Annotated in this window: 12 protein-coding genes; all 12 read right to left on the bottom strand. The window is 39.8% G+C overall.

Annotated elements, in window-relative coordinates; translation table 11 throughout:
* Positions 1-4 precede the first annotated feature (4 nt).
* Positions 5-1,159: a glycosyltransferase gene (locus L3V31_RS09995; protein WP_237315906.1), complete on the bottom strand. Its 1,155-nt coding sequence runs from the start codon at positions 1,157-1,159 to the stop codon at positions 5-7.
* 15 nt (positions 1,160-1,174) lie between these two features.
* On the bottom strand, positions 1,175-2,206 hold the full coding sequence (locus tag L3V31_RS10000) for a polysaccharide pyruvyl transferase family protein (protein WP_237315907.1): 1,032 nt from the start codon (positions 2,204-2,206) through the stop codon (positions 1,175-1,177).
* A 14-nt stretch (positions 2,207-2,220) separates the two neighbouring features.
* Entirely contained in the window at positions 2,221-3,471 is a 1,251-nt protein-coding gene (locus L3V31_RS10005) for an EpsG family protein (protein WP_346014849.1), read from the bottom strand.
* 2 nt (positions 3,472-3,473) lie between these two features.
* Positions 3,474-4,352 carry a glycosyltransferase gene (locus tag L3V31_RS10010; RefSeq protein WP_237315909.1) on the bottom strand — a complete coding sequence of 293 codons (879 nt, stop codon included), beginning with the start codon at positions 4,350-4,352 and terminating at the stop codon, positions 3,474-3,476.
* Between the two features lie 15 nt (positions 4,353-4,367).
* On the bottom strand, positions 4,368-5,624 hold the full coding sequence (locus L3V31_RS10015; RefSeq protein WP_237315910.1) for an O-antigen translocase: 1,257 nt from the start codon (positions 5,622-5,624) through the stop codon (positions 4,368-4,370).
* Positions 5,625-5,698: 74 nt separating this feature from the next.
* Entirely contained in the window at positions 5,699-6,802 is a 1,104-nt protein-coding gene (locus L3V31_RS10020) for a DegT/DnrJ/EryC1/StrS family aminotransferase (protein WP_237315911.1), read from the bottom strand.
* Positions 6,795-7,265: an acyltransferase gene (locus L3V31_RS10025; RefSeq protein WP_064368913.1), complete on the bottom strand. Its 471-nt coding sequence runs from the start codon at positions 7,263-7,265 to the stop codon at positions 6,795-6,797. Before L3V31_RS10025 ends, L3V31_RS10020 begins: the two co-directional genes overlap by 8 nt.
* Positions 7,243-7,662 carry an FdtA/QdtA family cupin domain-containing protein gene (locus L3V31_RS10030; RefSeq protein WP_237315912.1) on the bottom strand — a complete coding sequence of 140 codons (420 nt, stop codon included), beginning with the start codon at positions 7,660-7,662 and terminating at the stop codon, positions 7,243-7,245. The genes L3V31_RS10025 and L3V31_RS10030 overlap by 23 nt, the downstream gene beginning before the upstream one ends.
* Entirely contained in the window at positions 7,663-8,529 is an 867-nt protein-coding gene (rfbA, locus tag L3V31_RS10035) for a glucose-1-phosphate thymidylyltransferase RfbA (protein WP_237315913.1), read from the bottom strand.
* Positions 8,529-9,593 carry a dTDP-glucose 4,6-dehydratase gene (gene rfbB / locus L3V31_RS10040; RefSeq protein WP_237315914.1) on the bottom strand — a complete coding sequence of 355 codons (1,065 nt, stop codon included), beginning with the start codon at positions 9,591-9,593 and terminating at the stop codon, positions 8,529-8,531. Before rfbB ends, rfbA begins: the two co-directional genes overlap by 1 nt.
* Before the next feature lie 21 nt (positions 9,594-9,614).
* On the bottom strand, positions 9,615-10,598 hold the full coding sequence (locus L3V31_RS10045; RefSeq protein WP_237315915.1) for a Wzz/FepE/Etk N-terminal domain-containing protein: 984 nt from the start codon (positions 10,596-10,598) through the stop codon (positions 9,615-9,617).
* Positions 10,599-10,707: 109 nt separating this feature from the next.
* Positions 10,708-13,386 (bottom strand): SLBB domain-containing protein, encoded by a 2,679-nt coding sequence (locus L3V31_RS10050; protein ID WP_237315916.1) that lies wholly within the window; start codon positions 13,384-13,386, stop codon positions 10,708-10,710.
* Between the last annotated feature and the right edge of the window lie 11 nt (positions 13,387-13,397).

Consider the following 13,397-nt stretch of genomic DNA (forward strand, 5'->3'; position numbering starts at 1 on the left):
ACCCTTAGCCTTTCTTGAGAACATTACTAATAAATGAGTCCAATGTGTAACCTTCAATCAAGTTTCGTCTATTAGTATTATTAATATCTGATAGGTCGAAGTTTTGAACCACTGACTTCAATGAAGCCTCCAGCGCTTTTTTACAATTAGGCTCGACTAAAAACCCTAACGAATCATTTCCATCGATCACATCACGGACGTAACCAACATCAGTAGATATACAATATAAATTGTTATATAGGGCTTCAATTAACGTTCTAGGTCCAGTTTCAGAAATGGATGGATTTACAAAAATGTTATGCTCCTGATAAACCTGGTTGAGTTTAGGACCATTTGGAATAAAACCTAGAAATTTAACATCATCTTCAATATGCAATTTTTTAGTCAAACATAGTAATGATTCTAAAGTTGGACCATTGCCAACAATAGACAAGGAAAAAGACTTACTTGGGTTTTCCTTTTTTAATTCGGAGAAAGCCTCAATCAATAACTCTAAACCTTTACCTTCTTGAAGACGAGAAACGCAAATAAAGTTAAAGCTTTCATTTGGCAATAGATTAGGTGAAGAGAATTCATCAGTAGATAAAATACTACTTTCTACCAAAACATCAATTTTCTTTCTGATAAAAAAGGGAACATTTTTTAGTACAGAACTACCATTAGCAGAGCAGAAATTAAAATAAGCACTAAGTGAAATAAGAAAATACTCTGGATAAAAAATTAATATTTTAAATAGATTTTTAAGGAAATCATCTTTCATTCTACCCCTAAGCACCTCTAAAGGATTTGAAGTAAAATGATAATTTAGAACTTGATCTTTTTTCAGTATAGCTGCAAACCAGCTAAATGGTTCTGGTGTTCTTAAGTAAACAAAGTCTGAAACAGAAAGGAGTTCTTTCATCCCATTCCAAATTGAATGGCTTTTTTTTAAGGCCCCTAAATAGGAATTAAAATCAGGTAACTGTATGAGTTTTACGTCCTGAGTAGAAACAAATTCAAAATTTTCTGGAATATCATGATTCATAGATGAGGAACATAGTAATGTAACCTGTTCTGTTTTTTTAACGAACTGATCAAGATACTTTTTATGTATTCCTTCGACATAAAAGCCACCATCAGCGAGAAATATATTCCAGTTGGCATAAATACCTAATTTCACATCAACCTCATACAATTACAAATGACTAGTAATGAATTTTCTAGTTTCTTTTTTAGTTCGTTCTCTAAATTCAACAAGATCTTCGGAGTTAATAATATCATCAAAAGACTTAAGTTTATTAGAAATAGGAAATATAATGACTCTACAGCCACTATTTATAGCCAAAATCAAACCATGCATACGCCCAGACACAACAAGAGACACCGACTCTAAATTACTCTTATAATCATCCAAAGTTTTATTATAGAGAATATCAAGATCGACATTATGTACTCTCTTTATATGTTCTTTGAAAAGCTCACATTCGACGCTATCTTCTTGAGTAGTATAGGTCAACACGACATTGGAGATTGATATGTTGTTCTTCCTTAAAAACTCCAACCATAAATTGTAATATTCATCCCGTTCAAGTTTGGAGTTATACATATTATATACAGAGTGCGCAGTAATACCCAAGGCGATAAGAGTCTGTTTTTCAGGACAAAATGTTAAGACTTTTTCAGTAAATACGACATCTCCAGAAACCACTGATTTCACACTATATAAATCATCTATCATCTTAGATGACCTGTTATCTCTGAAGTTTATACCATCTGCATGATTTACAGCCCAACTAATAAGCTTATCTTCCAACCAAGAATAACTCCCTCCATAGCCAACATTAGAAAAAACTATTTTCTTATTGAGTTTCTTTGCAAGATAAACCCAAGTGAAAGCAGCAATACTAAATCTGCCATGAAGTAGTAACTGTCCCCCACCAACGACTATTAAGTCAGGCAAGTTCTTATCGATACATTTCTTGATTCGACTATAGTTTCTAAAAAACCAAATTAGGTTCAGAGGAAGAATTTTTTTAAGAAATCCTTTTAAAGGACTTACATCTTGACCAGCGTTAATGGTATTCACATTTTGAGACTTAGAAGTATAGTCTTCACACACAACATCACAGCCAATTTCATTATTAAGAAACTTTTCAAAAGCAACATTAATAGCTTGGTCTCCCAAATTATTACAAGTACCCCTGTTAACTAATAATACTTTTTTCATTATTGTCTCTTATTTTATAATTTGTTTTCATTTTCTTGATTTGAAACCTTAGGTAACGAGAACCTATCGATCTTAAAAACTTTGTCTTCAAATAGTGATGGAATAAAGTAGAACGGCTTCGTATCAAACATTGTGTATCTTTCATAGTTTAACTTGGAGAAATATGTCGAGTTAAACAGACTGAAGACGAGTATAGGGAAAACTAACCCCAAACATAGCTTAGTTCTACCCAAATAGTTAAAGTATAAAAAACCAGTTAATAATGCATAGACAGGCATAGTAACGCGGAAAGACAGGCTTGGTAGGTAAGATGTACTCATAACAAAGACTGTCATAGCTAAAAATGGGTAAAAGGTCTTATCTAGCTTTCTTCGAACAAACAACACTGCAAATGGCACCAAAAAGAACAGAAGACCTTTAATGTTTGTTATTATCGATTGAGACATCATTCCAGAGTCAAGCATTCCTGATAAAGCATATGTAAGCTTTGTCAAAATCACATTATTAAAATTAATAGATGTAAATATTTTTACGTTTACCAAAATAAAAACACTCACAAGTACACTAGCCAGGATGAAAAATTTTAATTTTTTTGATCTTTTATTTTTAATTACAAAAAGAGACAGTGGAAATATTACTATGCTAGATAGATGAAATGTACATGCAATGGCCAGAAATACATACCTAAATTTCCCCAAAGAGAATATTGCTAATGCTATAAATAGGCTTGCATAACCCTGTCTCATTATCAAAAAGACATAGTTAAGCTTGAAAAATATTAAAGAAAGACCAAGTATAAAGAAAAAATCGCGAGCCTTAAGATTATAATACTTAACAATTTTAAGGCAAACAAAAACCAATAGAGAAAGAATAAAAACAATATGAAACAGCTTAAATATGTAGGGAAGTGGCTCTCCCACAATACTATAAATGAGTAAGTTCAGTAATGGGACACCGACTTCAATCCCCCCAGAAAATTGAAATATTGCATCACTGTAGTGACCATTATAAATTTCCAAGTAGTTATTATAATACGTAGTAAAGTCATCGCCTCGTACAGCAAAGTGTTCATTACTCATCGCTGTTACGATGATTCCTAGAAGCGAAAACGCACTACTCACTAGCATTGACCTAAATTCAGCATTAAAGCTATAACTCTGAATAAGAAGAAGAGTAACGGACAAATAAAATGAAAAGAATGGCGAGAATGCAAAAACTGCAACTAGTAGTAAGCAATAGAATATGAATAGTAACTTATCTGTCATTTTCACTGAAATAATTTGTTTAAGAAAACTCGATTCGTTATCAGCTTAAAGTATATAGCTATTTTTTCTATTCCTTTACTTGCAGCTTTATCTTTTACTAAACTAATATAATCAATCCATTCATTCACTAACTTTGTGTCCGTATCTGATATAAGGCCTAACTTTATTGCTTTCTCCATATCTTGAAGATATTGTTTTTTTATTCTTTCATGCTTCATTTTAACTAAATTTTCGGGAGCCGATAATGAACTATCATGAATTCGATAGTAAATGCCAGGATGATTGATAATCATCCCCTCTCCCAAATATAAGCCTCTAAGCAAAAAGGGGGTATCTTCCGTAGGGCATGTTGGCTCTAATGCATCAAATGAGTCTATAATGCTTCGTCTAAACACTCTTGACGCACCACTAGTAACGATTTTTTTGCCTGAAGTGTAGTCTGCAAGCGTAAAATGCTGATCATTCTCTAAATCGCTCAAGCGCCCAATCTTCTCGCCGCTCTCATCAATCTTCTCATCATTAAAAGATAAAAACGAAACTTGTTCATTTCTAATAAGGCACTCTACAGCTTGGCTGACTCTTGATGGTAAAGACAAATCATCACCCGCAGCGATAGCAATTATTTCTCCTGTAGCCTTACTCAAAGCAATATTTACATGTTGAGAAATACCTGAATTCTTTTCATTTCTATTTAAAATAATATTTTTATTTGGATATTGATCACAAACTCTCTCAATAATTTCGAATGTATCATCACTCGAGCAATCGTCGGAAAAAATATATTCAATATTTACATAATCTTGTTCAAGTGCAGACCTTACTGCCGACTCAATAAACCCTGATTGGTTGTAAGCAAGTAAAACAAAAGAAACTTTTTTCATATTTTATACCTAGTTCTATTTATATTTTGTTCTGATAATCCGACTCATCCAAAGCATCATTATAAAGAAATAAATCAAGTAGTTTAGGAAGTAAGCAAAGCTTAGTCCCTCCATTCCCATATTGTTCAAAAAATAAAAGCACAAGAATGTATACGATGCAGAGAATGCTATTTCGGAGATAACAAACTCTTTCGTCATTGACTTAGAAAGCATCAAATATGAAATGAGCCATGAAGACATTTTTAATACGTTACCTATTAACTGCCACTTAAATAGCACTAACATAGGATAAAAGTCTTTTGTAAAAAGAGCCCAGATAATAAAGTCTTTCAATAGATAAACAAAAATTGAAATAATAGACACAAGTGGGACTATTACTAAGAAGCCTATCTTTAACTCTTTTTTCAACTCACTTTCTAATTTTATTTCAGACAATCTTGGAAGATAATAAGTAGCAAGGGCTGTAGTAATCACTAACAAGTAAGTTGAAGAAATATAGTTCATTGCTTGCCAATACCCTGCGGCATCCCAAGATACATTTTCACCTACATAATTTCGAATGAATATCATAGACATTGGAACTGCCAATGTCGATGCAAACGTCATCAATGTATAGTTTAATAACCTTCTACTACTTTTCTTGTCAAACTTTGATGTGAAGTTTTTTATTATAATTTTGTTGTGCTTTCTTAACTTAATTAATAAGACAAAGCTTACTAAAGATTGATTTGTCACCAATGCAATGAGAGCACCATCCAATCCATAAAGATATACCAGAACCAGCGTTAAAATTAAGCCAACAATACTTTGTGTAATATTTATGGAAATATAAGTTCTAATTTCCTTCAAACCATTTAGTATGGATAGTACCAATTGATTTAGCGAAAACAATGTTATTGTGATAGCAAACAAAGAAAAAACATAACTATATTCTTCTGTATCAAAAACATACTTCGACATTTCACTAGAGAATGTCATCATTAGTATGCTAGTTATAATTGAACAAAGTAATGTAATTTTAAGAGCAGTGCTCCAAATCACCTTTGTATTGTCTGTATCGTCTGCATATTCAGCAGTATATTTAGTTACTCCTGAATTGATCCCCCCTTGCGCAAAAGCGCGGATCAAGCCTTGACTATTCTGCAATTGGCCAATTAATGCAAGACCGGAAGGCCCGATTAATACAGAAACAGCTTTGTTGATAACTAGGCCGGAGAGCATTTTTATGCCAGTAGCAAGAAAGCTAAGCATAGACGTTTTGAGTAAGTTCACTTAAAACCTAATTTTTTGTTTTTCTTAACTCAAAAACCAGCCCCCCCCTAGGTTGGCCTGGTTTTATAATTAATTTAAAGAGAGAAAGAGTTTATGGCGGCAACGACTGCCCGGCTCTCTTGTTCACTCAAGTAGGGCGACATCGGCAATGACAGCACCTCATTTTGTAACTGCTCCGTCAGCGGCAATGACAGATGACTGAACTCTTTATAAGCCTGCTGTTTATGCGGCGCTATCGGGTAATGTACTTGTGTCTGAATACCATGCTCTGATAAATGCTTAACCAATGCCTCACGATGTGAAGTTCGCACTACAAACAAATGCCATACATGTGCCTCAGGCTCAGCTACTTCCGGTAAGATAATATTCGGGTTGTTGATTTCACGTAAGTAAAATTCCGCCAACTCCTGACGATCTTTCGTCTGCGCTGGAAGGTAGTTCAGTTTCACTGACAACATCGCCGACTGAATTTCATCCAAACGACTGTTCAAGCCTTGATAAAGATTCTGGTACTTAACATGAGAGCCGTAGTTACGAAGGGCACGCAAAGTTTCTGCCAGCTCATCATCGCTGGTCGTAATAGCACCACCATCACCTAACGCACCTAGGTTTTTACCCGGATAGAAGCTAAAACCTGATGCATCCCCCCATGCTCCAGATTTCTTACCAGCAAGTGTCGCACCATGAGACTGAGCGCTGTCTTCCAACACGAGAATATTGTGTTTTGTCGCTAACGCCATAATCGCCGGCATATCGGCTAACTGACCATACAAATGCACCGGCAAAATCACTTTAGTCTTTTCTGTAATCGCCGCTTCAATCGCTTCAGGACTGATATTGTGCGTCTGTTCATCCGGCTCCACAAACACCGGTACCAAGTCCGCTTCGGTGACCGCCAATACCGATGCGATATAGGTATTACCCGGTACGATAACTTCATCACCTTTGTTGATTTTGCCTAGCTCTCGCCAAGCCTTTAACGTCAGTGTTAAAGCATCTAGGCCATTCGCAACGCCTATACAGTGTTTAACACCACAGTAGTCAGCAAATGCTTGTTCAAACTTTTCAGTTTCCTTGCCAAGAATATACCAGCCAGATTCGATCACGCGTGCACAGGCTTGTTTCAATTCGTCTTCGTACTCGGAATTTAAGCGCTTTAGCTCTAAAAAATTAACCATTATTTTTCTCTACATAACGTACTATCTTGGCTGGGCTTCCAACCACAACCGCATAGTCTGGCACTGAACGGGTGACCACGCTGCCTGCACCAACCATCGCATTTTTTCCGATGGTTATGCCTGGCAAAATCGTGGCATTGGCGCCAATGGAGGCGCCTGACAGGATTTTTGTTTTTGGAAAGGCCTCTGGCCATACTTTTGAACGTGGGAACTTGTCGTTCGTGAAAGCAGCTGCCGGGCCAATGAACACATCATCTTCAATTTCAATGCCATCCCAGAGGTAAACGCCACACTTTACGGTGACTCTATCTCCTAGGACCACATCATTCTCGATGAAGGTATGCGCACAGATATTACAGTCACGACCAATTTTAGCCCCAGCAAGGACCACGGCAAATTGCCAAATAGACGTTCCCTCGCCAATCGTCGATGAAGCAACATCACTGAGTGCATGAATTCGCATGGCCTACCTCTTTAAGAAATGTGTCATAGTCACGGATATAATCGGCTTCATCATACAATTCACTGGCGACGACCATCAGCACACAATCTTCAGAAAAGTCGTGCATCTCACGCCATTTTAACCCTTTGATATGCAGTCCTACATCGGGAGATGAAAGCGTCACTGTTTCTTTTGTGGTGCCATCATCAATTAAGAAAGTCACGCTACCTTTCATACAGATAGCGACTTGCTCTAAGTCGTAGTGTGCATGAAAGCCTCTCGCTAAACCGCTTTGTGTATCAAAGATGTAGTAAATACGTTTGATATCAAACGGAATGTTTTTATGTTGCTCTAACGAGATTAATGAGCCTCGCTCATCACCCATTTTCTGGAAAAATATTAGCGGTATATTCGACATTTATTCTTCCAATAACTCTAGAAGATAGCGGCCATAATCGTTTTTAGATAAGGCTTTTCCTGCAGCTTGAATGTGCTCTCGTGTTAACCATCCTCGACGATACGCAATCTCTTCTAAGCAAGCCACTTTGTAGCCCTGGCGTTTCTCGAGCGTTTCAACAAAATGCGCAGCTTCAAGCAAGCTGCCGTGTGTCCCCGTGTCTAACCACGCAAAGCCGCGCCCTAGTACGTCAACCGTCAACTTCCCTTGCTCTAAGTAAGCTTGGTTAATACTCGTAATTTCTAACTCTCCACGATGGGACGGTTGGATGGTTTTGGCAATGTCCACGACGCGATTATCGTAAAAATACAGGCCTGTCACGGCGTAATTGGATTTGGGCTCGACTGGCTTCTCTTCAATCGATAGCGCTCGCATCTCGTCGTCAAATTCCACCACACCAAAGCGCTCTGGGTCTTTCACTTTATAGCCAAAGACCGTCGCACCTTCTGTTAATGCTGCAGCTTGTTGTAGCTTCGGCGAAAAACCTTGTCCATAAAAGATGTTGTCACCCAGCACTAAACACACTGAGTCATCGCCAATGAATTCTTCGCCAATGATGAAGGCTTGAGCTAAGCCGTCTGGACTCGGTTGAATCGCGTATTGCAACTCAATGCCAAACTCTGAACCATCACCTAATAGGCGCTGAAAACCCTCCTGGTCTTCTGGCGTGGTGATGATCAAGATTTCACGAATACCCGCAAGCATGAGTACCGACAACGGGTAGTAAATCATTGGTTTGTCATAAACCGGCAGTAACTGCTTAGAGACACCGCGTGTAATAGGGTAAAGGCGAGTGCCCGAGCCGCCTGCTAAAATAATGCCTTTCATTATTCGCCCGCTCCTAATCGCTCTAAACTGTACGAACCATCAATCACACGTTGCCACCATTGCGGGTTGTTTAGATACCATTCGACGGTTTTGCGAATACCGCTTTCAAAGGTTTCTTCTGGCGTCCAGCCAAGATCTTGAGCGATCTTGGTGGCATCAATTGCGTAACGCACATCATGACCAGGGCGATCTTTGACATAAGTGATCAAAGATTCATAAGTCTCGACCCCGGCAGGTTTGTCTGGTCGCAGCTCGTCAAGCAAAGCACAAATGGTTTTCACCACTTCGATGTTTGCTTTTTCGTTATGGCCACCGATGTTGTAAGTTTGACCGACTTCACCTTCGTTGACCACTTTGTACAACGCGCGAGCATGGTCTTCCACGAACAGCCAATCTCGGATTTGCATACCATCGCCATACACAGGCAACGGCTTACTGTCGAGGGCATTCAAAATCATCAGAGGGATCAACTTCTCTGGGAAATGGTACGGGCCATAGTTGTTTGAACAATTGGTGATAAGTGTTGGTAAACCATAAGTACGTTGCCAAGCGCGAACCAGATGATCGCTCGAGGCTTTAGACGCTGAATATGGGCTGCTCGGCGCGTATGAAGTGGTTTCGGTGAACAAATCATCCGTTCCCTCTAAATCGCCGTACACTTCATCCGTAGAAATATGATGAAAACGGAATGCCGATTGGCTCGCTTCATCTAGGTTCGACCAATATTGACGCGCCGCTTCAAGCAAATGGTAAGTGCCCATCACGTTGGTCTCAATAAAAGCAGCAGGACCATCAATAGAACGATCGACATGAGATTCGGCGGCCAAATGCATCACCATGTCGGGTTGATACTCTGAAAAAACGCGGTCTAGTTCAGCTCGGTCACAGATATCCACTTGCTCGAAGTAGTAACGTTCACTCTCTGAGACATCAACTAATGATTCTAGATTCCCTGCGTAGGTCAGTTTATCTAAATTGATAACGGTATCTTGAGTGTCACGAATGATATGTCGGACAACAGCTGACCCAATGAAGCCTGCTCCACCGGTTACTAATATTTTCATTATGAATTCTCGTTTTCGATTTTAATTGGTCTTCAAAGCATAATTATTAGAATTTCGTTGCCACGAAAACCTAATTAATACGATTAGAATACTAATAATCCCACCAACTAACGTTCCTAAAACACATATTAAGGACCTCCTAGGCTCGAATTTTTTTTCCGGAACGACAGCAGGATCAATGACCTTAAATACAAACTCATCTTGCACCTCAGCCAACATTAAACTTTTTGTTTGCTCTTCAATCAGCTTGTAAAAAGTAGTTTGCATGTCCGTCACTGCAGTTTTATTCAGCTGAGACTGTAAATAATTTAAATTCTTTGTGACTTCAGCTATCTTTCTTTCCCTCATCACCAAATTAATATCAGCAATGAGCCAGTCAGCCCATTGCTTGGCTAAATATGGTGAATAGTGCTTTACAGAAAGCGTGTACATTCCTGAATCAGCATCTTCTGAAAAACTCAATACTTCGGTTATAAAATACTTATAGATCTCTTGTGCCGTCGGCTCTTTACTCACAAGCCCTTTAGGCACCCTAAGCCAACTTTTAGATGACATATCGTATACACTGTCATCAATCACCAAAGTGTTAGAACCTAGGTCCCAACCTTTTGTTGCCATCAAAGGGACAATGAGATCATGCTTTTTAACGAATGAATCTACAAACTTTCTTGACTTTAAAACCTGTATTGCAAGCTCTGTTTGGCTACTTTCATTTGCGCCTAGATTTACTCCAGCAAGTGCAGCTAATCCACCAAGTTGACCAGCCATTTTAGATAAACTCCCACCGTCAGAGGACTCTGAAGAGGTAAGTAACGCATCGGCTCTGTAGATGTTTGGTAAATTGAGCGAAAACAAAACGGTTCCAGCCGCAAATAGTGCCGTCACTATAATGACGATCCATTTATCACACCAAAAAGCACTGATTAGGTCTCTAATATCAAACCGTTCGCTTTCAAATTGAACAGAAGAGTGAGGAGCCAAATTTGAGTGTCTATCTATATCCATAAGCCTGCTCTATCTGAATACAAAAGGGCTGAATTCAGTCTAATTTTAATTTCCAATTTAATAACGCCTTTCTAAAAAATAGGGCTGTCACCAGCCCCTCTCATTTAAATTACTTCAGTGCGTTGATAGCAACACCCGTTTGGTACAGGATTTGTGTTGCCGCGGTCCAGGTGCTGAGAGCATCACGGTAATCCGTATCGATTGGTACCACGATAGTATCACCAGCACTTAGCTCTTCATTGTTATTACCAAACCAGTAGCCTGATGTTGGTTTGTAAACAGAACCGTCAGCACGTACGACGAAGATGCGGTCTTCATCCGCTTGTTTTTTTGCGCCACCAGCTTTGTTCAGGTAATCATCCACGTCCAGTCTGCTATCTAGCAGATAAGTAATTGGAACCTGAACTTCACCCATGATGGAAACCGTATTGCGGAAGGTCGGAACAAATAGGAAGTCGCCATCTTCTAACATAAAGTCCGCAGAACGCTCATCTTTAATAATGCGGTTTAGCTGAACAACCATCCGGCCAAGTGCTTTACTACGACTTGCTTCTTCAACAAACTTCAGCGTTTTATCTGGGTCAGAAATGACAGAACCTAAGTTACTATCAGCGCGGAAGGTTTTCTTCGCGGTTTCTGCACGCATGTCAGCAGCGTACTCGTTTAGCAGTTTCTGCTCTTGTAGGCGCAGAGCTTCACGCGTAAAGATTGCACCTTGTGGATGAGCAAACTCAGTAAGGCCACCAGCGCGTTCCAGTAGTTCTCCAAGTGTCTCACCTTGGCGCACTGTATAGGTGCCTGGGAAGCGGACTTCACCTTGTAGAGTCACAGTACTTTGCAATTTAACGCTTGGCTTTTCTAAAATGTTTAACCGGTCACGACCAGCAATAATCGCGTCGTCAGAAGTGCTACCCTGAATGGCTTTCCGCAGGTCGATACGCTCTACATCAATATAAGCGCGTTCATCGACACTATTAACCACAGTACGAGCCAGTTCCGCGTTGATAGTAAATGCGTTGTAAGTTAATCCGCCAGCCGCTTCCAATAGCGTTGAAACTGTCATTCTTGGTGTAATTGGGTAACGACCTGGGTGTTTTACTTCTCCAAAAACTTCCGCAATTTGTGGTGCTAACCCCAAACGCGACTGTTGTTGAAGTTGTAATAACACTGGTGCTAGTAAAGTACGACGAGTGTTTTGCTTAAGTGCTTCAAAATCTTCTTCCGTGATTTCTTTGCCACGGAAAATAATCTTAGTTTGTCGAGCGTTGGCTTTTGGCTGACTGTCTACCGCTGTCACAGCAACCGCAGGGTTCAAGACTTCTTGCTCTTGCTTAAGATCTTGCTGAGCTTGAGCTTGAGCTTCTTCTAGCGTTTTTGCCTTGGTAACGACATCTTCCTCAGCAAGGTTATCTAAGTCTTCATTATTAAAACGGTTAAATACTAACACTCGATCGCGAGAGTTTAATTGCAGGTTCTCTGTACTACCCGGAGATAAAATCGCTTTTGCAAGGTTAACTTGATGTACTTCAATATCTCGTTGAGAATTGATTTCTCGTACGATTAAGGCGTAATTAACATCTGCTGTTGAGTTGAATGAAGAATCAACGGAATGGAAAAGGTCTGCGATACGTAGCCCGCTATTCCACTCAACAAAGCCAGGATGGCGCACGTCACCTTCGATTTGAACATAGCGAGTTAACTCTTCGCTTTTCTTCAGCACGTTGACTTCATCACCCACTTTCACTTTCGCTTGTTGGTCTTGAGAGTTAACAAAATTCAGAGTTAATGCTTCTCGGCTTCCTTCAGTGCCATAGCGTTTTATATCGATTTTTTCAAAGAAGGCGTTGGCAGTAAAACCACCCGCCATTTGGATTAATTGTTTGTAGGTTTCACCCGGTTTTACTTCATAAATCGCAGGGCGGTTAACTTCACCATCGATAGAAACGGTTTGCTTGACTGCACCAATAAAAACGACATCGCCCGGTAATAAGCGAACATCATTTCGAGCATCACCCTTTAGCAGCAGGTCGTACATGTCTAGATTGCGAATCACTTGACCATCACGCTTCAACTGAATATTACGTAGTGCGCCACTCTCGCCAAAGCCACCACTGTAGTAAATCGCTTGAGAAATAGTTGATAGTGCGCTTACGGTATATGCACCCGGCTTGTATGCATCACCCATGACAAATATTTGCATGGTGCGCATTTCACCAAGGGAGATATCACTACGCACACCAATCATCTGTTCCTGTACACGTTGGTTAAGTGAGTCACGTACTTCGGAGAAGCTCATACCCGCGACTTGCACTGGGCCTAATGATGGGAAGTTGATGATACCAGCTCGGTTAACACGTAGACGATGGGTAGTGTTTTCTTTACCGAACAACTGGATAACGATTTCATCACCAGCACCGATTGTATAATCCGCAGGGACGGGGACATCGCTAATTGGTGCAAAGGTCGTTGGTGAACCCGCAAACAGATCCAGACCGAAACGTTTCAGTTCTTGCTCTTCATCAGGTTTTAACCAATCAAACTGCTCACTGTTCAGGTCGGCCGCCGCTTGTGGGCGCTGCTCGATGACTTGTGGATTTTTATAGCTGGTTGATTGAGAAGGCCCTGAAGGTAGAGTAACACCATACTTACTTGCCAATGCTTGTTGCTGCTCGGCAGGTAAGCTCTTAAACATTTGTAGCTGTTCTGGGGTGGGGTTTTGCGCCAACGTGTACGGCGCAAACATACTGGCCAATACACAAACCGCAATGGAGAAATATCCTTTAAGCATGATCAATCGCT

It is taken from the genome of Vibrio sp. J1-1 (genome assembly GCF_021728395.1).
Lineage (GTDB): Bacteria > Pseudomonadota > Gammaproteobacteria > Enterobacterales > Vibrionaceae > Vibrio.